A 21710-nucleotide genomic window follows, 5' to 3' on the forward strand; every position below is an offset into this window, starting at 1 on the left:
AAGACGACGCAGCACGTAAGACAACGAGGGGAGTGCTGATATGAACCAAACATCTGACCCGAGTGCCGCCAGTGCCGGCACGCAGCCCGCTATTCCTGTAGAACTCAGCCAGGCACGCGAAACGATCGACAATATTGATGCTGCGCTCATCCACATCCTGGCGGAGCGGTTTCGCTGCACGAAGCGCGTAGGGTTCATCAAGGCGGAGCACGATATGCCGCCTGAAGATCGGGCGCGTGAGGCGCGGCAAGTGGCGCGATTGCGGCGTTTGGCGGAAGAAAGCGGGCTGGATCCGGACTTTGCGGAGAAGTTCCTGGCCTTTATGGTGCGGGAGGTTATCCGACATCATGAACACATCAAGCGCAATTTTGGAAACGAGGAGTGAACGGGGCGTAACACGTAAATGACATCGTTCACAAAGTGGGGCCAGTGACCGTATCATAGAGATAGTTCGTCAGAACTGTAATCACGTCATACACTTTCGAGGATATGAGGGCAATGGCAATGAGCCAAAACACCAATACTCCCCCTAATTATGAGCAGGATAACCCTAATTATGGGCAGGAGAATCAGTACAATTCGTCCGGCTCCAATGCGTACGGATCCCAGTCTCAGCAGTACCAGGCTGGACAGCCATCGCCATACGGCCAGCCAGGGCAGTACCAGCAGGCAAGCCAGTATCAGCAGGGAGCAAATCCTGTGGACACCGGCAGCATCGGATGGGCGGTCCTGGGATTCTTCATCCCGATTGTCGGTCTGATTTTATGGTTAGTCTGGAAGGACCAGCGTCCGAACGATTCGCGCATGTCGCGTAACGGCTTCCTAGCATCGCTGATCGTGGGCGTTGTTCTCATGATCATATGGATCATCATTGTTGCGATAGTAGCAGCGAGCGGCTCCATGTCCTAATCCGCGGCACCAGAAACGCGCAAGGCGGCAGATATCCTCAGCGATATCTGCCGCATTTTTGCGTATTTCGAATTCTGCGATTCGAGATACGGCGATGAAATTCTAAAATTTCTCTTGACGTGAAGATAATAACAGGGGTATTGTCCAAAAGAAATATGTGAGCTGGAGGACAGGGAAGTAACTGGCTACATGAGGATTCACCCAGCCAGCATGTCAGCATGCCGCAGGCGAATCCAACCGTCACACAGCCACCTCATCGGACAAATCAGCAAGCCCGGAAGGGGACGTCATGAGAAAACGATTTGGCGCCACAATTGCCGCCGCGGCGTTGGTACTGACTGCCTGCATAGCACCAGGTCCTTCGCACGAACGCGGATCTGTCGAATTCATCACTATCGCCGCCGGCGGCACGTCTGGACCGTACTACCAGATCGGCGCCTCTATGGCTCAGATTTTCCGCAACGAACTAGGATCGGACGCATCCGTACAGGCAACGGGCGCATCCGTGGAAAACATCTCGCTCATCACCTCAGGGCGCGCCGAACTGGCCTTCGTCATGGGCGATGCAACACGACAAGCTGTCGAGGGAACCGGCCCATTCGAAGGACGCCGCCAGCTCAGTGAGCTCACCGCACTAACAGCGTTGTACCCCAACTACGTCCAGATCGTGACAACCGCCAGGACTGGGATCCGATCGGTGGAGGACCTGCGCGGCAAACGCGTCGGCGTGGGAGACAAGAACTCCGGTGTGGAACTGAACGCGCAGATGATTCTGGATGCATACGGCATGACCTATGACGACATCCAGGAAGACTTCCTGTCATACTCGGGCGCCATCGACCAGATCAAGAACGGCCAGACCGACGCAGCGTTCGTCACCTCCGGCCTGCCAAACTCCTCAATCATGGACCTTGCGACAACCGAAGACGTCGTCATCGTCCCCATCGAGGGTGAAGGATTCGCCAGGCTCAAGGAGAAGTATCCCTTCTTCGACCAGAGCGCGATCCCAGGTGGAACATACTCGCAGGCAGAGGACGTCCTCACCGCGTCGATTATGAACCAGCTGCTCGTCTCTCCGGACCTGGACGAGGAACAGGTCTACAAAATGACGAAAGCCCTGTTTGAAAACCTCGACACCCTGCACGCGTCTCACAAAGCTGCAACGGGAATCACGCTGGACAGCTTCGATGAAGGCGCAGCAGTCCCCATCCACCCTGGAGCGCTGCGCTATTACACAGAACAGGGGGTGGTAAGCAAAGATGCATCCAAAGACACTGCACAGTCTGAATAAGAGCCCGCGGATCGTGGCAGCCGTCGTCGGCATCGCCCTCGTCGCAACGGGTGCAATGTGCGGTGCGTATGCAGCCGCGCTCCATGCCGCACCCTCGATAATCATTGAAGACCAGGAAACCGGTCAGGAATATTTTCGATTCGCCGCCACTGACGACGAACCGATCACGATGAAATGGATCCATTCCATCGAAAAGGAACCGTGGATCGAGTACTACACCGTCCACGGCGACCACCTGCAGCTTGACGCCATCGACATCAAATCATACGGAGCGGGGGTGCCGGCCGACCCTGGAGGAGTGACCACCGTCAAAGACGGTGTCATCCACACCGAAGGAATCAACCGGACGATTCCGGAGCTGACGTGGGCGCATAGCCACGATACTCACACCACGCTCACCGTCGGAACTCATGTCATCGCCCCGACGGATCTGCCACATCATGCCCTCGTGCGACTACGAATTCAGGAGTAGAACCATGTCTCACTCACACACCACACAGGCTCACCCCTCACAGACGCACCCGACCCGGTCGAAACGTGACGACGAACGTGTCAGTGTCGACACGCACGACATTGATGTACACGCCGAAGACGTGCTTGAAGAATTTGACCGGGAATCGCGCGTTCGCCAGGTCGAGTGGAAACCGATGGCCATTCTCATCACAGCCGTCGCAGTCGCCCTGTCCCTGTATCACATGTGGACCGCCTACTTCGGTGCGCCGCCGGTGCTGATCCACCGATCGATCCACGTCGGCGTCATCTTGTTCCTGACATTCCTGCTGTATCCGCCGATCCGAAAGGGCGTGCGCTCGCGAGTCCCGTTTTATGACATCATCCTGGCCCTGGCTGCGCTGTCGACGGCCGTTTACGTGATAACCAACTACGACGGGATTGTGCGTCGGTTCGGTGAACCCTCGACTGCAGACCTTGTCTTTGCGACGATTCTGGTTGTTTTGGTCATTGAAGCGGCGCGCCGGCTGACCGGCTGGGCCATGCCGCTGCTGGCGATCGCGTTCGTGATATACGCGCTGTACGGGCGATTGTTCCCCGGAATCTTCCGTCACCGCGGGTATTACCCTTCCGACACGTTCAACTTCCTGTATTTGACGACCGAAGGAATCTACGGCACGGCAATTTCTGTGTCCGCCACCTACATCTTCCTGTTCATCCTGTTCGGAGCGGTCCTGCAGAAGTCAGGCATGGGTGAGTTCTTCAATGACATCGCGCTGGCTATTGCCGGTCAATCCCGTGGTGGCCCCGCGAAGGTGTCGGTCATTGCCTCTGGCTTCCTTGGGTCGATCAACGGTGCCGCCGTGGCGAACGTGGTAACAACCGGTGCTTTCACGATTCCGCTGATGAAACGCGTGGGCTATAAGTCGACGTTTGCGGGCGCGGTGGAAGCCTCGTCATCTGTTGGCGGCCAGATCCTGCCGCCGATTATGGGCGCTGCAGCATTCATCATGGCTGAGACCTTGGGCATGCCATACAGTGAAATCGCGATTGCCGCGTTGATCCCCGCCTTGCTGTACTACCTGGGCATCATCGCGCAGGTACATTTGAGGGCAACGAAGGAAGGCCTGAAGGGTATTTCTCGTGACTCGTTGCCTCTGGTGCGAGACGTTATGAAAGAACGCGGTCACCTGGTGATCCCGCTGCTCTTCCTGATCTACATGCTGTTCTTCTCAGGACGCACCATCTTGTTCTCTGCGCTGCTGACGATTCTGGTGACCATAGTGGTCGCAGAGCTTCGCCCGGCTACGCGCATGTCAGTCAAAGACATCATCGAAGCGCTGGCAAACGGTGCCAAAACAGCAATCTCCGTGGCTGTGGCCTGCGCGGCCGTTGGCATCATCGTCGGTGTTGTGACGATGACGGGGTTCGGTGTCAAACTGGCGAATGCAATCGTAGCATTCGGCGCAGGATCAATCTTGCTGTCACTGGTGCTGACGATGGTGGCCTCGATCATTCTGGGCATGGGCCTGCCGTCGATTCCGACCTACATCATCACCGCAACGATGGCTGCACCTGCGCTTGGTCAGCTGGGCGTGCCTCCGCTGGTTGCACACATGTTCGTGTTCTACTTCGGCTTGTTCGCCAACATCACGCCGCCTGTCGCCCTGGCTTCCTTCGCCGCTGCCGGCCTGTCGGGGGCTGACCCGATGCGCACGGGCTTCCAGTCGATGAAACTCGCCCTGGCCGGATACGTCATTCCGTTCATCTTTGTGTTCAACCCGGTTCTGTTGCTCCAGGACGTGAACTGGCTGGAGGGTATGAAGGTAACTGCCACGGCTGTTGCAGGCGTGCTCCTGCTGGCGATCGCCGTCGAAGGCTTCTTTATGGAAAAGGTACCGTTGCTCATGAGAGCAGTGTTCCTGGGCGCAGGCCTATCCATGATGTCGCCTGAACCGATCACCGACCTGATCGGCATCGCGGCAGGTGCGTGTGCACTGGCGTTCATGATGATGAAGGCCAAGAAGAACGATAACCTCTCACTCAAAGCCATTTAGCGGCGGTTCGGCCGATCGCGCCGTGGCAGTCGATCATGATGCAGACGGCCGGCCCCTCATCGGGCGTGCTGTGGTGATGGGGCGGCTGGCCAACCCATCAGCTGCATGAATTGGGGACGGCTGAGCATCGTGATCTGGCTGTGGCCGTGATATTCCGCGGCTGCGTGCAGCCGAAAGCGGCTGGGATGATCTGCTGATCAACGGGTCAAGGTAATTGAAGGGCTGAATCGTCAACCAGTCAAGGTATGAGGCGTAGGATTCAACATCTCACGATATGAGAACGTTGATGTAGTGCGGAAAAGTCGATGTTCAACGGTCGGCTGTGCGAAGTGAGCGGCCCTCTTACCTTGACGGGTTGACGCGCGGCGGTGCGTTGACCTTGACCGGTTGACTAGGACCTTGACCCGTTGACGTGCGACTGCGCGAACATCGCAAACGGTTGGCTTCTTGCCCGCGCCCTGCACGAGAGCGCGGGCAAGAAGCACACGAACGCTACTTATCCTGGTCCTCTTCAAGCGGTCCGCCGTAGATGTCGTTGATGACAGCCTCGAAGCGCTTGGTCACAACCGCACGCTTGACCTTGAGCGAGGGCGTCAGCATGCCGTTAGCTTCCGTGAAGTCAGAGGTCAGCACGCGGATCGCTCGAATCGACTCGGCACGCGACACATGTGCGTTCGCACGTTCAACTGCTCGCTCCAACGACGCCTGTACCTCCACATTGGTCGAGGCTTCAGCAACGGACATCGCTGGCAGGCCGTGATTCTTCAACCACACCGGCAACATCTCCTCATCCAACGTGATGAGAGCAGCGACGAACGGACGCTTGTCACCTACGACCACAACCTGACTGATCAGCGGATGAGAACGAAGTGGATCTTCCAGCGTGGCAGGTGAAACATTCTTGCCGCCTGCCGTCACGATCAGCTCCTTGGCTCGACCTGTGATGCGCACATACCCATCACGATCCAGCGACCCCAGATCACCGGTGCGGAACCAACCGTCCTCAGTCAACGCCTGAGCTGTCTCGTCGGGCATATTGTGGTAGCCCTGGAAAACCGAACACCCCTTGATGAGGACTTCTCCCTGATCAGAGATCTTGATCGACAGCGGCGGAAGCGGCGGTCCGACCGTGCCAATCTTGGTCAGACGCGGTGTATTGACCGACACCGGCCCAACCGTCTCAGTCAGGCCGTAGCCTTCCAACACAGGCAGTCCGATACCGCGATAGAAGTGAGCGAGATGAGTGGACAGGGGAGCGCCGCCGGACACGATGTAGCTGGCATTGCCGCCCACAAGCTTCAGGAGCTTTTGATACACCAGCTTGTCAGCCACCATGCGCTGGGAACGCAACGAACGCGAGGGGCCTTCGGGAGTATCCAACGCGCGCGAGTATTCCACCGCCACATGTGCAGCCCAACGGAATACTTTGCGCTGAGGGCCCGAGCCCGCCTGAGCGTCCGCCGAGTTATAGATCTTCTCCAGCACTCGCGGCACAACCAGCAGGTAGGACGGGCGGAAAGAGGCCAGATCCGGCAGCAGGTTCTTCGTGTCAGGGCTGTGCCCCAGCACACCTCCACCTGAAATCTGGAAGACCTGCAGGAAACGCGCAAACACGTGTGCCAACGGCAAGAACAATAAGAGGCGTGAATCGTCACCCGCCGCGATCTCCGGCATCCAACGGTGCGAGTTCACCGCCAGCTCAGTGAAGTTGCCGTGCGTGAGCACCGTGCCTTTGGGCCGTCCCGTCGTGCCCGACGTGTACACGATCGTGGCAATCGAATCGGTGGTGAGCTGCGCCATGCGACCAGTCAGCACTGTGCGCCGAACCTGAGCGCCACCATCCTGGATGGTTTGGATCGCCTCGGAATCCAGCGACAGCACGGTGACATCCTGAGATTGCGAGCTGGCCGCGGCACGCACCAGTTCCGCCATCGTGATGGTCTCAGTGATCGCCACGCGCGCCTGCGTGTCTCTGAGGATAAAGGCGATCTGCTCGATCGACGACGTCTCGTAAATCGGAACGGGCACCAGTCCTGCACACCAGCAGGCAAAATCCAACAGCGTCCACTCGTAGCGCGTATGCGACATGACGGCGACCCGATCACCGAGTTCGAGCCCCATTGCAATCAGGCCGGCAGATGTGCGCTGCACATCCTCGTAGAAGTGCGCGGCACTCATCGGACGCCACGTGTCCCCCATCGAGAGCTTGCGCTCAATAATCGGCTTGCGCGGTGAGCGTTGCACCCTGCGCTGCAGCAGGTAGGGAATCGTGGTGTGCTCGTCGATCCGGACCAGGACAGGCGCCCGCCACTCGAGTGCATCGGTTGAGACAGGTTCGCTCTCGTCCTCGCTCTCGCCCGCGTCAATCGAGTCTCCTGACGGCAGGCGGAGCTGAGACGACGTGAAAGCAGACGTTGCCTCTTCCACACCAATTGACGAGGGAGACTCCTGTCCTGCCGGCTCGACGACTACCTGTTCATCGGCATTCGAATCGGGCTCGCTGGAGCTGTGCGCCATGACTACTTCTTTCTTTTGGCCGGAGGCTCACCCAGGGTCACGTCAGCAACCTTGACACTGTGGGTCTCATGCGAATCATCGCCGCTGTCGGGTGTTGACGCGGATTCTTCAAGAGTCAGCGTACCCGTCACCTTCGTAGCAGAGCGCAGATCGGATTCCACCATTTCGAGGGCAGGAATCATGTCGGCAGGAGCCTGCACCGTCACAGCCAGGAACGGCGTACGCGGAGAAACCTTGGCTTCCGACTTGACGCGGCGCATGACGATCAGCGCTGCCGACGCAGCATCCAGAACAGTCGGGTCACCCTCGGGGCCGGACAGCTCATCGAGGGTAGGCCAGGACGCGCGATGAATGGAACCTTCCTGATACCACGACCACACCTCTTCCGTGACGTAGGGCAGGAAGGGTGCGAGCAGACGCACAGCAGCGTTGATGACCAGGGCCAACGTCGCGCGTGCCGACTGAGCTTCCTCGTCCGACCAGGCGCCGTCGTGGTTGTAGGCACGCTCCTTGACCAATTCCACGTAGTCATCGCAGAACGTCCAGAAGAATGATTCAGTGACCTCGAGGGCACGCGCATGGTCGTAGGCTGCAAATGCGCTGCTGGCAGTGTCGATGACGGAACGCAGGTGTGCCAGAACAGACTGGTCAAGTGGCTGCGTCACATGCGAGGCATCAAGATCCACCTCACCGGAATCGTCGCCCATCGTCAGCGCGAATTTCGAGGCGTTGAGAACCTTGATAGCCAGGCGGCGACCGATCTTCATCTGCGACTCGTCGAAAGCTGAGTCCACACCCAGACGGGCGGAAGCCGCCCAGTAGCGAACCGCATCCGACCCGTACTTTTCGAGCAGGCCCATCGGCGTGACGACGTTGCCCTTCGACTTCGACATCTTCTTGTGGTCTTTATCGACGATCCAGCCGGATAAAGCCGTGTGCTGCCAGGGCAGTTCGCCAAATTCGAGTGCGGCACGCACCACCGTGGAGAAGAGCCACGTGCGGATGATGTCCTGCCCCTGCGGGCGAAGGTCCATCGGGTAAACGCGGGTGAACAGGTCCTCGTCTTCCAGCCAGCCGGCTGCAATCTGTGGGGACAGGGACGAGGTCGCCCACGTGTCCATAATGTCCAGCTCGGCTGCGAAGCCACCGGGCTGGTCACGCTGATCCTCCGTGTATCCGTGGGGCGTGTCGCTGGACGGATCGATCGGCAGGTCAGCTTCATCAGGAATGATCAGCTGGTCGTACAGCGTTGTGCCATCCTCGTCGATCCTGTACCACAGCGGGAACGGCACGCCGAAGAAGCGCTGACGGGAGATGAGCCAGTCATTGTTGAGGCCACCCACCCAGTTCTCATAGCGCACCCGCATGAATTCGGGGTGGAAGTCCAATGCGTGCCCGCGCTCAATGAGCTCCTCATTGAAGTCCTTACCCGTTGATTCATGCGTCCATGGGCGCCCACCGTTGCGGATGTACCACTGGCGGGACGTGACGATTTCCAGAGGCTTTTCGCCGCGCTCAAAGAAGTTTGTCTGACGCTGCGTCTCAGTGGGTTCACCACTCATTTCACCGGACTCACGCAGGCGGTCAACCACTTCCTGACGCGCTGAGAACGTGGTCTTTCCGGCCATCGCCTCATACGCCTGGCGGCCGGCGGGATCCGTGATCCATTCGGGCACGTCGGTTGCGATGCGGCCATCTTTGCGCAAAATAGCTCGCAACGGCAGATCAAGGTCGCGCCACCAGTCAATGTCAGTGGTGTCACCGAACGTACAACACATCGCGATGCCCGCGCCCTTATCCATCTCCGCTTCCGGGTGGGCAAGGACAGGCACTTCCACACCGAAGACGGGCGAGGTAACCGTGGTGCCGAACAACGGCTTGAAACGCTCATCGTCAGGGTGAGCGATCAGGGCAACACAGGCTGCCAGCAGTTCGGGTCGCGTGGTCTCAATGTAGACATCGCGACCGTTTTCAACCGGTGCACCCTGCTCAGCGGCTTGGCGTGCGGCCCCCTCGTCAGTGATGTGGAATGCGAGGCGGTGGTAGAACCCTGGGTATTCGCGTGATTCGAGCTCAGCCTGGGCCACGGCAGTCTGGAACGTGATGTCCCACAGGCCGGGCGCCTCCTGCTGGTAGGCCTCGCCGCGCGCCAGGTTACGCAGGAACGCTGCCTGGGCAACCTTGCGGGCATGTGCGCCGATGGTTTGGTAATGCTGCTTCCAGTCGACCGACAGGCCGAGGCGACGCCACAGCGCTTCGAACTGCTTCTCGTCATCGATGGACAGGCGCTCGCACAGCTCCACGAAGTTCTGGCGACTGATCGGCTGCTGGTCGCGAGCCTTAATGGATTTTCCGCCACCGGTGTGCGGGGGCTGGAAGTCGGGGTCGTAGGGCAGTGACGTGTCGACGCGCACGCCGAAATAATTCTGAACGCGGCGTTCAGTTGGCAGGCCGTTGTCATCCCACCCCATTGGGTAGAACACTTCCTTGCCCATCATGCGCTGGTAGCGGGCAACCACGTCAGTGTGCGTGTAGGAAAAGACATGCCCCACGTGCAGGGATCCGGAAACGGTGGGCGGAGGAGTGTCGATCGAATAGACCTGTTCACGCGTGGCCGTGCGATCAAATGAGTACGTTCCGGCGTCTTCCCAACGGCCGCCCCACTTGTCCTCTAATCCATCTGCTGTCACTTTGTCGGGCACCTGACCCAGGTGCGGTCGCGATGACAGGGGTTGCTGTGTGGTCATATGAGTCTGACTCCATCCGATACGCGTATAACTCTGCCCTTAGCCTACGAGGTTAAGGCGCTTGCCACCAAAGACGTCCAGCATCCAGTGGTGTCTACCTCAACTCACCGTCGCGCTGGACTGCCGCATCGACAGCGGCGACCAGTGCATTCGACAGGCCTGCTTCTTCACTTGCGAGCAGTCCTGCAATGGTGGTGCCACCGGGCGAGCAGACCTGATCGATCAGCTGAGCAGGCACGATGCCGTCTTCGGCTCGGTCAAGGACCAAACTGGCAGACCCGGCAACCGCCTGGGCTGCAATGGTGGTCGCCTGACTCTTCGACAGGCCGTATTTCACACCGGCGCGCGCGAGCGCCTCAATGATCTGAAACACCCAAGCCGGTGAGCATCCTGCCAGTGCGCTGAATACTGCGAACTTGTCTTCGTCAATGACGAGGGTGGTGCCCACCGCGTTCATCAGTGCGCGAACGGCGTCAAGGTAGGTGCCATTTGTGGTGAAGGAGGCGGCGGTAGTCGAGGCAGCCTTGTTGGCACACAGTGCACTCATGGACTGGCCGATCTGCGCATTCACATTCGGCATGACGCGCACAATCGGAACATCACCCAGCGCTGCACTGAGCGTATCAATCGGCGTGCCGGCAGCCAGGGACGCCACGCATACCCCGCCGCGCTCGGCGATTGTTGGAGCCAGCGCGGTGCACACGTCACGAATCGCGTAGGGTTTGACGGCCAGGACGACGATGTCGCATTCGGCGGCGATACGCTCATTGGTCGCAGACTGTCCGCCCAGCTCATCGGCCAGTGCGGCTGCCCTGCCGGAGCCGGCATCTGAAAACATCAGGGAGTCGATGGCCTCACTGTGAGCCGCTCCGCGAGCAATTGCTCCTGCCATTGATCCTGATCCAACGAAACCTATACGCATGATCTTCTCCTTCGTCGCGTGCGCGCGTCGCCCTCGTCAATTATTGCCAGCGGACGAGGGCGACTCAAAGCGGGCGGCATGACCGGCGTGACGTTACTTGCGGCGCGTGCCGAAAATACTGCGGGTGATTTCGCGCCCAATCTGAGTGCCGGCGGACTTGATCACGTTGGCCAGTGCCGATTCCATGGATCGTTGGCGGCGCTCGCGGGCTTTCTGAGCGCGTTGCTGCTCACGTTGGGCTTCCTTCTCCCAGCGGGCTCGCTCCTTTTCCGCCTCTCGTTCGGCCTTCTTGCGAGCCTTCTCCTGTTCCTTTTCCAGCTCGGCCTGCTTTTCTTCTGCGGCCCGCTGGTCGATCGCTTTCTGGGTGCGCTCAGCCAGCTCTTCGGTGGCAGAGCGCGGGTCAACAGGCGTGGCGTAGCGGGCGACCAGATCTGAGGCCGACAACAACGTAGAGATCGTCGCGTCGGACGCCTCTCCCATGACCGATGCGGGAGCCCAGATGCTGAACGGTGCGGGCGGTGTGGGGCGGCCTTTCGGGTCGAGTACCGTCACCACCGCTTCACCTGTGCCGAGCGTGGTCAGGATCTCCGCCAAGTCCAGGTCAGTGGTGGGGAAAGTCTTGACGGCATCCTTGAGGCGGCGCTGATCGTCCGGTGTGATGGCACGCAGCGCATGCTGGATGCGCGAACCGAGCTGTGCGAGCACGTCAGAGGGGATGTCCGTGGGGGACTGGGTGACGAAGACGATGCTGACGCCCTTGGAACGGATCAGGCGCACGGTGTGGACCACCTGACGCACGAACTCCTTGGTCGCATCGGTGAACAGCAGGTGTGCTTCGTCAAAGACGAATGTCAGGCGTGGCTTGTCCAGGTCACCGACCTCGTCGAGGCTGGAGAACAAGTCAGCGAGCAGCCACATGATCAGCGCGGAGATCAGGGCCGGCTGGCGGGACATGTCGCCTACTTCCAGCAGGGAGATAATCCCGCGCCCGTCACTGTCGGCCTTCATCAGGTCAGCCGTGTCGAATGCGGGTTCCCCGAAGAACTGGTCACCCCCTTGGGAAGCAAGGGCGGTCAGCGTGCGCAAGATGACACCGGCGGTCGCTTTGGACACGCCGCCGATCCCGCTGAGCTCCTCTTTGCCTTCAGGGGAAGTGAGGAATGTGATGACTGATTGCAGGTCACCGAGGTCAACAAGTTCCAGACCGTTCGTATCGGCCCACGAGAAAATCAGTTGAAGTGCCTGCTCCTGCGTGGTGTTGAGCTGGAGCGCGCGGGCCAGAAGCAGCGGCCCGAAATCGCTGACGCGTGTGCGCACCATCGCGCCGGGAACAGGGGCGTTGGAGCCTGCCGGTGTGAGCAACTGTGTGGGGAAGGAAGCCGGTTGCCAGTCCTGCCCGTTGGCGGTCGTGCGCGCAGCAAGCTTGTCGTTGGCGGTACCCTTTTCGGCAAGGCCGGTCAGATCGCCTTTGACATCGACGAGGGCGACCGGGGTTCCCGCTGTTGACAGTCCTTCTGCCAGGAGCTGGAGGGTGCGAGTCTTGCCAGAGCCGGTGGCGCCGGCTACGAGTAGGTGACGGTTGAGGATGGACAGCGGTATTGTGGCGGTCGCCTGGGGTAGGTGAGTGTCGCCGTCTAGCAGCGTACCGACCGTGATGGTTGGAGCCGATGTGGTGTCCGCGAATGCGTAGGCGGCGCTGATAGTGTCAGCCAAAGGTGAAGAGGCAGGAGGCGTCGTGTCTTCTTGAGGCTTATCGGGCGCGTTGTCTGTCGTGCCTTCTGGTGCCTGCTGGGGCGCGTCTGCTGCTGAGTCCTTGTCTGTTGCTGAGGCCTTGTCGGCGGATTCTTGCTCCTGCTCAGATTCGTCAGCGTGCGGTTGCACGTCGTGGGGCTTGTCAGAAGGCGGGTTGTCGTCCTGTGCGTTCTCGGCGGGGTTTTGGGCTGGGTCTGCGGGCGCCTGCACTGATCCGCCCTGCGCTTCCAGTGCGGCGAGGCGGGCTGCGGCGGCCTCAGCTTCTGCTCGGGCGGCGCGTGCTTCAGCTTCGGCCGCCTGAGCGCGAGCCTGTGCGAGTTGAGCTTCCAAGTCGGCGTTGTTTTCACTCATATCTCGAGTCTAAAAGCTCACCGCAAGGATCAGGGTGAGTTGGCGCCCGCAATTGACTGAGCACCGTCGATCCATTGTCCGGCTTGTGTTGTTGAGCCGTCAGAGGGGCGATTTCCGGAGACGTAGTAGATCGTCAGATCGCCTTTGGGAAGAATCGTCAGTTCGACGAATCCACCGTTTTCTTCATCGTGCCAGTTAAATGTGGTGTCCGATTTGGCATCTTGAGGCGTGATATCGGTGAAGTGGCTCAGACCTGCTGGGGGGAGGACACGGTCGCCGATTTCACGCGCGCTGTCAGCAGGAATTGCGTTGCCGGCCAGGACTGCAGTGCTGACCTCAAAGCCAACGATGGCTCCGGTTTCTTTCTCTGTCGTTCGTCCGTCCAAAGAAGGCCCCTTGAGCTCAGAGAAAGACCCAGCTCCGGATTCGGAGAGTTCGTCGAGAAGCTGCTTAAAGGCGGGGAGAACTTCCGTTTGAACGCTTTCAATTGTCTGGCGCTTCTCAAAGGGGGCGCTGCCATCCCAGAACTCGTTAGTCACTGTTTGCTCCTTTGTGGTACACGACGCTGCTGTCAACGCTGCAATTGTCAGTACGGATAGAAAGGGAATGCTCGGAGCGTGCAGTCTTGTATGTGCTGCAAACACCATCTACTTCACTCCCGCGATTACACGGCCGAAGTCATTCATTGTCGCAGACCCTTCTTCAAAGTAAGAACTGTGCTGCGAAAACGGGTCGACCCATTCCCAGAAGGTATCAGGCTTAGCAGTGGAATCTGCGAGATGCTCGATGCCGTCAAGCTTGTTCGGGTTCTTGCCGAAGGAAAAGTCCGGTCCTATCCCTTGCACTCGATCTCGGTATTGGGCGTGCGAGACGTGCGCATGCGGTCCCGGATCTCCTCCTGAATCAGCGGGCAGGTTATATTCACGGATGTCCTGCACACCCGATCCAGGGGAGCCAAACATCACGAGATCGTCAACTACCCCTGTCCTCGTGTCCTTCACTGCCATACCGGAAGTAGTCGAGCCATACGAATGGCCGAGAACAGTCTGATGCGGGTCACCATATTCGCCTGCCTCACGCGAGACCTGGATTCCTTCAACGAAAGAATTGAGCCTGTCGGCACCTGCGTGTGCTTTAGATGTGGACGCAACATCTGACAAGTCCGGAGCATCGTAGCCGAGCCATGCAATAGTTGCGACATCGCCATTATTGTTCTTCAAAGCCTTGCTCTGCATGACGTCTGTCTTGGCCGTGTACGAGTCGAGACTATCGTGAACTGTAGTGTTCATACCGGGAACGAAAGTCGCAACGTGCTTAGCGCTGTCAATATCTCCATGAGCGACAGCGGCTTTCAATCGTTCTCCAGAATCGTCTAAAACGAGTAAGGACAATTCCGGGTCGGAATTAAGTGTGGACTCGACAGCGCGAAGATCTTCCAGTTTCTCTTGAGCTCGCTGCCATTCACTATATTCGAGTGATGCAAAACCCGATGGCCCCAAGCGTTCTTGAGCATCAAGGTATTTCTTGCGAGCTTCCTTCTCGGCTTGCTCAGCTTCAGAGAGCATGGCAGGAAGACGAATCTTATTGGCTTCATCGCGTGCGGATCCAGGCAGGCCGTCCAGCCCTCCGATGAGGTCTGGATGATTTTTGATGAGGGCATCTTGTTCATCTTCAGATAGAGCATTCCACCACGTTGCGATTTCTGCTGGTGACCAGGTGGCAGGGTCAGGCAAATCTGATAAACCCGGACTCGTAGAGCTGCTACTCTCCGAATTTCGATAAGAGCCTTCTGCCACGGCGCGAGTGCGATGTGCATACTCGCTGTCCACTTCTGTTGCTCGCTGAACTGCACGGTTGATGTTTGCAATCGTAGCCTGACATTCCGCTTCGTTCCGCGCCGCCTCAATGGCATAAACGTCTGGGGGGAGAGTGGACGGTGGCGGGGGATGAGATGCCGATCCATTTGCATGGATCGCCACACCATCGATCTGTGCCTGAGTGATGCATTCATGAACGAGAGTCCTGACTTCATTGACGCCATCAGCAGCATCTGCCGTTGCCATCATGAGCTCGGCAGTGTCATTAATGACGCGGCTCAGATGTTCAATGATCGTGCCTAATTGATCGCGCGCTGAGTCTGCAGCCTCACCAACAGACTGGATCTCGTTTCGTGCTGCGGCTGCTTCATCCGCCTGAGCTCGGAACTTATGGTAGGAATCAGTCAGGTTGTTCGCCGCTTCAATGACCGGGCTGTCATTCCAATATTGAATATCGCTCCACGAGGGCATTGCGACCTCCTACTTCACTGTGTGAACAGCGGTGTCCCCACCTGTGCCGCCATCAGTGGCTCTAGCAGGTTCTGAGTACGCTGGCGGCTCTACAGTGTTGCCTGAAAATCCGTTAGTAATGCTGTTTTCTGTGGCGTTGAAGCTGTTTTGAGTACTCATAGAAGCATCGCTGAACCGAGACAGCAAATTGGCGGTAGCTTTTGAGCGTTCCTCGATATTCGCGCCGGCCTCCGCCGCGGCTGAAGGTGACGATGCGCCGGGCATTGCTGATGAAAGTCCTGAAAGTGCATCCGCCACTGTGACGGAGCGGACATCGTCAGCGATAGATGCAGTTGAATTGGAGAGCTTGCCGAAATCTCCTGGCACAACATGTAAATCTGTCACGGTAGTCCTCTGTCTCCTTGTCAGCGGGCGTTTTCATGGTAAGAGATGCATGCCCTCGAGTAAAGAGGTTGGAATAAATCGCTTGTGATGTGGACAGTGCCCAGATATCCACATGAGGCACTGCGCGCTGGAGTTATCCACACTCGCACTGCCGCTGTTCCGAGACAGTCCGCAGTATCCATACAGTGCCCACATGGACCTCCTTCAACGCCGTCGTCTCAAAAAGCTGACACACGCTGTGTACGCCCAGGCAGCGTCTGAACGCGGCGACGAAACACCCGAGCAGCGCATCCGTATTCTGCCATCGGCGCCGGCAGTCATTGTCCTGGTCCTCGTCATTGTCCTTGTCAGCGCAATCTCAGTATGGCGCTTTCGTTCAGCTCCAGATACCGCCCATAGCCTCGACGAATCATCGCCAAACGAAGCACCGGCTGCTCAGTCCGCCCAGTCCTCCTCGGCTGTTACGGGCGTTGACGAGGGCGATCTACTCACCCCATCTGACACTGCCAGCGTCACCGTCTACGTGACAGGGCAGGTCGGGCAGCCGCAAGTCGTGGAGCTTCCCGACGGCTCACGAGTCATCGATGCGGTCGATGCTGCGGGCGGTCCACTTGCTGATGCCGACCTTGAATCGCTCAACATGGCGCGCGTGCTGGTCGATGGTGAACACATTGCCGTGACCAAACCAGGTGAAAGCCCCCCACCCGGTGCTCAGACAGGCACTCCGTCAAGCAATGACTCTGATGGCAACCCGGTAGGCAACACGGCACCATCCTGTATCAACATCAACACCGCTGAATCTGCCGAACTCGAAAATCTCGACGGCGTGGGACCAGCCATTGCGCAACGCATCATTGACTATCGCCAGACAGTTGGTCGCTTCGATTCAGTCGAACAGCTCGATGATGTCTCTGGCATTGGACCGGCAATGCTTCAGAAGATTTCGACAGGTGCGTGTGTGTAAGCGCGGCGTTGCCACCGACAGAAACGCCCGCTACTGGGCACTCGCATCGGACTGGGCTCCATCAGTCCACTGTTCGGCTTGAGTTGTCGAACCATCCGTCGGGCGCATGCCTGAAATGTAATAAACAGTCATGGAACCATCGGGTAGAATCGTCAGTTCGACGAATCCACCGTTATCCGGATCAAACCAGTTGTACGAGACCTCGCCGGTGTTGTCATCATCGGGTGTGAGGTCACTGAATTGGGTCATTCCGAGCGGGGTCACAATGTCGCCTGTGATCCGGCGAGCCTCTTCAGGCGGAATTGCGTGGCCAGCGGCAATGGCAGTTGCAACTTCAAAAGCCGAGATCTTGCCCGTGTCGCGATCAGTCGCACGACCCGTCAGCGACGGGCCCTCGAGCTCTGAAAATTGTCCGGCTCCAGCTGCGGACAGGTTGGCGAGGATTTCCTGGAATGCGGGCAGGATAGTGCGCTGAACATCCTCGATTGTGGCGCGCTGCTCGAGGGATAAGGATCCATCCCAGAATTGATTATCCGTCGTCGGCTGCGAGGAATGACACGACGTCAGCGCAAACGCAACCATGAGTGTGACAAGTGGAAACATCAGGAACGATCGCACCCGCGTTCTCAGCGCATCAGTGCGGGACTTGGTGTGAGCGCGCTGTAAGCGTGCTGCACTCAGTGCGCGGACGATCCTCGTTGATGCGCGCAGGTGCAAGAGTTCTGGAGATGGTCCCGGAGGCGTCCGTATCGCAGCGTCGTGAGCATCAGGAGCAACGTATGGTGGGTTCAAACGGGTGTCCTTGTCATGAGCGCGGTTAGATGAGTCCTACTGTAAGCGCGCTGCGTCGCCCCTGTAAATCGAACGACAACTTAATCCGACCGGGGTTTTGTCGTGTGGAAAACCACCGCCGTCCACAGTCACCACACGTGTGCAGCGCTCACACACAGGCGAAGGACACACGGTGGTAGGCGGTGAGACGAATGCATACCCTCGTCCTCATGCAGCACTTTTTCTTGATTGAATCATCGGCTCGCACTCGCCGTTGCCATGCCGGTCAGCCGTTTCCCGGGGCGCCACCGTCACTGAAGGCCATCCGATGAGTTCACCGAGGATTTATCCGCGCATGCGTGATATGCGTGTCACGCCGGTTGCCGCCAGCATCTGGATCACCCTGCTCATCTGTCTGCGCATCCCGATCCACCTGAAGGATGCGGTGGTAGTGACCGGTGTCCTTGTGGCACTCGCAGCAACACTGGCCGCGTGGCGTGTTCGTGATTGGCACAATGAACGAGGGAGGCCTCGCCCTCGCCGGATGCGCACTCCTGTCGGATCGTTACGGTTGGGATGGGCGGCAATACTTATCGCATCGGGTGCGGCTGCAATAGTTGCCGGCAGTGCCTGCGATGCTCATGCGCGGGATCCGACCGTGCGCCTCATCGACTCTGGGCGCACCTACGTGACGCTCCGCGTGCGCCTGATCGATGACCCAGCTGCGATGGCAAGCCGGTGGAACCGGACACGCTTCTACGCAGACGCGCGCGTCGAACAGGTTGAAGTGTCTCACGGTCAATGGCAGCCCTCGAACGTGAATGTCATGTTGATGGGTGCAGGGATTGGAGAGTATGTGCGCGATGATCGCGTACTCGTGCGCGGCAGTATTGACTCGCAGTTTCGCTCCGACCCGCCGTTTGTGGGCGCGATGGAGGCTGAGAACATTGAGCTGACTGAACGCCCGGGCGGATGGGTCTCGATTGTCCGTCATGTCAGATCATCGATGCGTCAGGTGTGCTCGACGCTCACTGTGCAAGGCCAGGCGCTGGTTCCCGGCGTCGCCATTGGTGATGATCGCGCCATGAACGAGGAGCTTTCGGACGCAATGAAGACGTCGTCGCTGACGCATCTCACGGCCGTGTCCGGAACTCACATCGCGATCATGTTGTCACTGATCGTCAGCGCAGTGCCAGGGCGAGGATTGATCCGCGCTGGCACGACCCTTGCGGCAATGAGTCTTCTTGTGGCAGTTGTCGGACCGCAGCCCTCGGTCATACGCGCGGTGTTGACCGCGAGCGTCGGAGTCGCAGGCTTGTTGCTCAAACGGCCTGGGGGAGCGCAGGCAGCGCTGTCCACCGTGGTCGTACTGGTTTTGCTGATTGACCCGTTTTCTGCCCGGGCAGTGGGGTTTGCGCTGTCCGTCCTTGCCACGTGGGGTGTTGTCGGCCCTGCTCAACAGTGGAACGAAGCTGTCAAGCATGCGGTGCGCAGCGATGCCTGGTATGCGCGCTGTATCAGACGCCTGCTGCAGGCGTGCTGTGTTCCACTTGCCGCTCAAATCCTGGTGGCGCCTGTCCTCGTACTGATGTCGCCGCTTCTACCAGTGTGGGGTGTGATTGCGAACGTTTTGGTCAGCCCTGTCATCGCGCCAGCGTGCGTCTGCGCCCTGATGACAGCGGTGTGTGCGCCGTGGTGGCCCGCTGCAGCAACCCTGATGGCGCACGTTGCACAAATATTCACGGGATGGATCGCGTGGGTCGCTACATGGGTGTCGTCATGGCCGATGGCGAACGTGTCATGGCCACAGGGGATCGAGGGAACTATCGTCCTGGCCAGCGCAGCAATCGGAATGCTGAGTGTGTCCACCGTGGTACGCAGATGCCGTCGACGCATGTCACACTAGTGGCATACCCTGAATCTAAAAAACGACACGGTGAGGAAGCGGAGGAGGATGGCAGATGGCGCGTCGATCCCAGTCACGCTCAAGTGACCCGATCAAACTGGCACCTCTTGTGCTGGTTAAAGGATCCGAAGCTTTCCTGGCAGACCGTGCCGTCAGTGAGCTTCGACGCCAGGCCACTGAACGCGACGCTTCAGTTGAACGCGTGGAGATTTCGGCCGCCACGTATCTGGCTGGACAACTCGATGTTGTCACCTCACCGTCCCTGTTCGGTGAACCCCGCCTGATCGTGATCCCTAATTTTGAAGTCACCAATGACGAACTGATGGTGGATCTGCTGGCCTACATTGACAACCCGGCAGACGACGTGTGGATGATTGTCCGACACAACGGCGGTAACCGTGGCAAGAAAGTGCTCGATGCGCTCAAGAAAGCACATGTGCCCACGATCGCGGCAGATCCGCTCAAATACGACAACGAAAAAATCGACCTCGTCATGTCCGAGGCGCGCCGCCTGCACCGACGCATCGAAGCTGAAGCTGCGCACATGCTCGTCGGCGCTCTGGGATCTGACCTGGCGGAAATGATGAGCGCACTGTCCCAACTCATGAGTGACGTCGAAGGGACGATCACGACGCAAGCCGTCCACCGTTACCATTCAGGCCGAGTGGAAGCCTCCGGCTTTGACGTTGCTGACGCTGCACTCGCAGGTCGGACAGCTCAGGCGCTCACACTGCTACGCCACGCTCTGGCAACAGGTGTCGCGCCGCTGATGATCGTCGGCGCACTGGCATCGAAGTTTCGGTCGATGGCGTACACAACCGCTCCGCGTGGCGCTCTGCAGTCTGTGTCGATGAATCAGTGGCAGTTCAACCGTGCACGACGGGACGTGCAAGGGTGGACTGACACGGCTTTGGCCGGTGCCATTGAAGCCATCGCGCTCGCAGACGAAGAGGCCAAAGGCCTGTCACGTGACCCTGAACGCGCAGTCGAAAAATGTGTCCTCACGATCTGTCGACTGCGCGGGTCGGCCCGCGCCTAAGAGCCTAGGAGCCGCTTCTAGTCCACTTCGACTTCGTCGGGGTGAGACGAGACACGGTTGCCTCGCTCCAGCGCGGTGATCGTGCTCATTTCGTCACTGGTCAACGTGAAATCAAAGATCTCCATGTTCTCGCGCATGCGCTCAACATGTACTGACTTCGGGAAAATGATGTTCTTCATCTGCAAATGCCACCGCAATACCACCTGAGCAGGAGTCTTTCCATGAGCTTCAGCGGCCTCCTTGATCGGCTTCTCACCGAACAGGTCGTACTTGCCCTGTCCCAGCGGTCCCCAGGCTTCAATCGCAATATCGTGCGAGCGTGAATACTGCGTCACCGAGCTTTGCTGGTAGGTCGGATGCAACTCAATCTGGTTCACAACCGGAACAGTCTCTGACTCACCGAGCAAAAGCTCCAGGTGTTTCGGCAGGAAATTACACACACCGATCGAGCGAATCAGCCCTTCCTCTCGGCACTTCTCCATCTCATGCCATGCATCGAGGTACGCATCCTGCCGGGCGCACGGCCAGTGAATGAGGTAAAGGTCAACGTAGTCAAGTCCCAGGCGTTCCAGGGACTGCTCAAGTGCCTGGCGTGCATTCGGCTGGTCATCGTTCCACAGCTTCGTGGTGATGTACAGGTCTTTACGGGCAATTCCCGATTCAGCGATCGCGCGTCCGACGCCTTCCTCGTTCCCGTAGATCTTCGCCGTGTCGATGTGGCGATAGCCAGTTTCGAGGGCGTCCATCACTACCCGCTGTGCCTCATCTTCTTCAACGAGGAATACCCCAAAGCCCAGCTGAGGGATCTCGTAGCCGTCATTCAGTTTCATCACAGGAATATCGCTCATGGCTCCAGTGTGCCATTGACCACACTCGCGTGCAGAACGAGAACGAGGACGGTCGAACGCGGAACACCTGCGATAACGCGAGCAGAAAATGCCGGCGAATGCGTGATGGCGCGCGAAGCGGACGAAGGAGGATGGCGTGGCCGAACCAAAAAGCGAGGGAGCAGGCGCCATGCCTGCTCCCTGTGAAAGTGTGTGCCCGCTCGGGGCGCAGAATCACTCTGCTTTTTCAGCCGTCATCTTGTTCAGACGGTGCGACAGCTTCGACTTACGCTGGCTGGCCTGATTACGGTGAATCACGCCCTTGGAAGCAGCCTTGTCAAGCTTGCGGGAAGCAACCTGCACTGCTTTTTCTGCAGCGTCCTCGTCGCCTTCTTCAATGAGTTCGCGAGCCTTACGTACCAAGGTCTTCAGCTCAGACTTCACTGACTGGTTACGCAGACGACGCTTCTCGTTGGTGCGGTTGCGTTTGATCTGAGACTTAATATTCGCCACTGTCCGGAAATCTCCTTACTTC

At 58.7% G+C, this 21710-nt stretch carries 18 protein-coding genes; 8 read left to right on the forward strand and 10 right to left on the reverse strand.

The window, feature by feature from the left end:
* Positions 1-40 precede the first annotated feature (40 nt).
* The 5 genes from QP093_RS02525 to QP093_RS02545 all read left to right on the forward strand — a co-directional run bounded on the left by QP093_RS02525 (position 41) and on the right by QP093_RS02545 (position 4707).
* Positions 41-385 carry a chorismate mutase gene (locus tag QP093_RS02525; protein WP_058236360.1) on the forward strand — a complete coding sequence of 115 codons (345 nt, stop codon included), beginning with the start codon at positions 41-43 and terminating at the stop codon, positions 383-385.
* Between the two features lie 113 nt (positions 386-498).
* Positions 499-909 carry a PLD nuclease N-terminal domain-containing protein gene (locus tag QP093_RS02530; RefSeq protein WP_285014480.1) on the forward strand — a complete coding sequence of 137 codons (411 nt, stop codon included), beginning with the start codon at positions 499-501 and terminating at the stop codon, positions 907-909.
* A 289-nt stretch (positions 910-1198) separates the two neighbouring features.
* Positions 1199-2200, forward strand: a complete 1002-nt coding sequence (locus QP093_RS02535) for a TAXI family TRAP transporter solute-binding subunit (RefSeq protein WP_285014481.1) — start codon at positions 1199-1201, stop codon at positions 2198-2200.
* A gap of 13 nt (positions 2201-2213) precedes the next feature.
* Positions 2214-2672, forward strand: coding sequence for a DUF1850 domain-containing protein (locus QP093_RS02540; protein WP_285014483.1), 459 nt, complete (start codon positions 2214-2216; stop codon positions 2670-2672).
* A 4-nt stretch (positions 2673-2676) separates the two neighbouring features.
* Positions 2677-4707, forward strand: coding sequence for a TRAP transporter permease (locus QP093_RS02545; RefSeq protein ID WP_285014485.1), 2031 nt, complete (start codon positions 2677-2679; stop codon positions 4705-4707).
* Between the two features lie 492 nt (positions 4708-5199).
* On the opposite strand, the gene QP093_RS02550 is transcribed toward QP093_RS02545, so the two are convergent.
* The 7 genes from QP093_RS02550 to QP093_RS02580 form a co-directional block, all read right to left on the reverse strand.
* Positions 5200-7224 carry an AMP-dependent synthetase/ligase gene (locus QP093_RS02550; protein WP_285014487.1) on the reverse strand — a complete coding sequence of 675 codons (2025 nt, stop codon included), beginning with the start codon at positions 7222-7224 and terminating at the stop codon, positions 5200-5202.
* A gap of 2 nt (positions 7225-7226) precedes the next feature.
* Complete coding sequence (valS, locus tag QP093_RS02555) at positions 7227-9971, reverse strand: valine--tRNA ligase (protein ID WP_285014489.1); 2745 nt, start codon at positions 9969-9971, stop codon at positions 7227-7229.
* Between the two features lie 94 nt (positions 9972-10065).
* On the reverse strand, positions 10066-10893 hold the full coding sequence (gene proC, locus QP093_RS02560) for a pyrroline-5-carboxylate reductase (protein ID WP_285014490.1): 828 nt from the start codon (positions 10891-10893) through the stop codon (positions 10066-10068).
* Between the two features lie 93 nt (positions 10894-10986).
* The gene (locus tag QP093_RS02565; protein ID WP_285014491.1) at positions 10987-12996 is read right to left on the reverse strand and encodes a helicase HerA-like domain-containing protein; all 2010 of its coding nucleotides are present in this window, start codon (positions 12994-12996) and stop codon (positions 10987-10989) included.
* A gap of 29 nt (positions 12997-13025) precedes the next feature.
* Complete coding sequence (locus QP093_RS02570) at positions 13026-13535, reverse strand: DUF4853 domain-containing protein (protein WP_285014493.1); 510 nt, start codon at positions 13533-13535, stop codon at positions 13026-13028.
* Positions 13536-13643: 108 nt separating this feature from the next.
* Complete coding sequence (locus QP093_RS02575) at positions 13644-15284, reverse strand: alpha/beta hydrolase (protein WP_285014494.1); 1641 nt, start codon at positions 15282-15284, stop codon at positions 13644-13646.
* 9 nt (positions 15285-15293) lie between these two features.
* Complete coding sequence (locus QP093_RS02580; RefSeq protein WP_285014496.1) at positions 15294-15668, reverse strand: hypothetical protein; 375 nt, start codon at positions 15666-15668, stop codon at positions 15294-15296.
* 193 nt (positions 15669-15861) lie between these two features.
* On the opposite strand from QP093_RS02580, the gene QP093_RS02585 reads away from it, so the two are divergent.
* Positions 15862-16632 carry a helix-hairpin-helix domain-containing protein gene (locus tag QP093_RS02585; RefSeq protein ID WP_285014497.1) on the forward strand — a complete coding sequence of 257 codons (771 nt, stop codon included), beginning with the start codon at positions 15862-15864 and terminating at the stop codon, positions 16630-16632.
* Positions 16633-16662: 30 nt separating this feature from the next.
* On the opposite strand, the gene QP093_RS02590 is transcribed toward QP093_RS02585, so the two are convergent.
* Positions 16663-17235: a DUF4853 domain-containing protein gene (locus QP093_RS02590; RefSeq protein ID WP_154955693.1), complete on the reverse strand. Its 573-nt coding sequence runs from the start codon at positions 17233-17235 to the stop codon at positions 16663-16665.
* Positions 17236-17758: 523 nt separating this feature from the next.
* On the opposite strand from QP093_RS02590, the gene QP093_RS02595 reads away from it, so the two are divergent.
* Together QP093_RS02595 and holA are read left to right on the forward strand one after the other, a co-directional pair.
* Positions 17759-19309, forward strand: coding sequence for a ComEC/Rec2 family competence protein (locus QP093_RS02595; RefSeq protein WP_285014498.1), 1551 nt, complete (start codon positions 17759-17761; stop codon positions 19307-19309).
* A 55-nt stretch (positions 19310-19364) separates the two neighbouring features.
* Entirely contained in the window at positions 19365-20348 is a 984-nt protein-coding gene (holA, locus tag QP093_RS02600) for a DNA polymerase III subunit delta (RefSeq protein WP_285014500.1), read from the forward strand.
* Positions 20349-20365: 17 nt separating this feature from the next.
* On the opposite strand, the gene QP093_RS02605 is transcribed toward holA, so the two are convergent.
* Positions 20366-21196 (reverse strand): aldo/keto reductase, encoded by an 831-nt coding sequence (locus QP093_RS02605; RefSeq protein WP_285014501.1) that lies wholly within the window; start codon positions 21194-21196, stop codon positions 20366-20368.
* 213 nt (positions 21197-21409) lie between these two features.
* On the reverse strand, positions 21410-21688 hold the full coding sequence (gene rpsT, locus QP093_RS02610) for a 30S ribosomal protein S20 (RefSeq protein WP_058236375.1): 279 nt from the start codon (positions 21686-21688) through the stop codon (positions 21410-21412).
* Positions 21689-21710 lie beyond the last annotated feature (22 nt).

It is taken from the genome of Pauljensenia sp. UMB10120, from assembly GCF_030212035.1.
GTDB classification, from domain to species: Bacteria; Actinomycetota; Actinomycetes; order Actinomycetales; family Actinomycetaceae; genus Pauljensenia; species Pauljensenia radingae_A.

Excerpts from the sequence above, each read along its gene's own strand:
- QP093_RS02595 (WP_285014498.1), top strand. The coding sequence starts at position 17,759 with ATGCGTGATATGCGTGTCACGCCGGTTGCCGCCAGCATCTGGATCACC.
- QP093_RS02575 (WP_285014494.1), bottom strand. The coding sequence starts at position 15,284 with ATGCCCTCGTGGAGCGATATTCAATATTGGAATGACAGCCCGGTCATT.
- valS (WP_285014489.1), bottom strand. The coding sequence starts at position 9,971 with ATGACCACACAGCAACCCCTGTCATCGCGACCGCACCTGGGTCAGGTG.
- QP093_RS02565 (WP_285014491.1), bottom strand. The coding sequence starts at position 12,996 with ATGAGTGAAAACAACGCCGACTTGGAAGCTCAACTCGCACAGGCTCGC.
- QP093_RS02550 (WP_285014487.1), bottom strand. The coding sequence starts at position 7,224 with ATGGCGCACAGCTCCAGCGAGCCCGATTCGAATGCCGATGAACAGGTA.
- QP093_RS02525 (WP_058236360.1), top strand. The coding sequence starts at position 41 with ATGAACCAAACATCTGACCCGAGTGCCGCCAGTGCCGGCACGCAGCCC.
- QP093_RS02585 (WP_285014497.1), top strand. The coding sequence starts at position 15,862 with ATGGACCTCCTTCAACGCCGTCGTCTCAAAAAGCTGACACACGCTGTG.
- proC (WP_285014490.1), bottom strand. The coding sequence starts at position 10,893 with ATGCGTATAGGTTTCGTTGGATCAGGATCAATGGCAGGAGCAATTGCT.
- QP093_RS02590 (WP_154955693.1), bottom strand. The coding sequence starts at position 17,235 with ATGTTTCCACTTGTCACACTCATGGTTGCGTTTGCGCTGACGTCGTGT.
- QP093_RS02605 (WP_285014501.1), bottom strand. The coding sequence starts at position 21,196 with ATGAGCGATATTCCTGTGATGAAACTGAATGACGGCTACGAGATCCCT.
- holA (WP_285014500.1), top strand. The coding sequence starts at position 19,365 with ATGGCGCGTCGATCCCAGTCACGCTCAAGTGACCCGATCAAACTGGCA.
- QP093_RS02545 (WP_285014485.1), top strand. The coding sequence starts at position 2,677 with ATGTCTCACTCACACACCACACAGGCTCACCCCTCACAGACGCACCCG.
- QP093_RS02530 (WP_285014480.1), top strand. The coding sequence starts at position 499 with ATGGCAATGAGCCAAAACACCAATACTCCCCCTAATTATGAGCAGGAT.
- QP093_RS02535 (WP_285014481.1), top strand. The coding sequence starts at position 1,199 with ATGAGAAAACGATTTGGCGCCACAATTGCCGCCGCGGCGTTGGTACTG.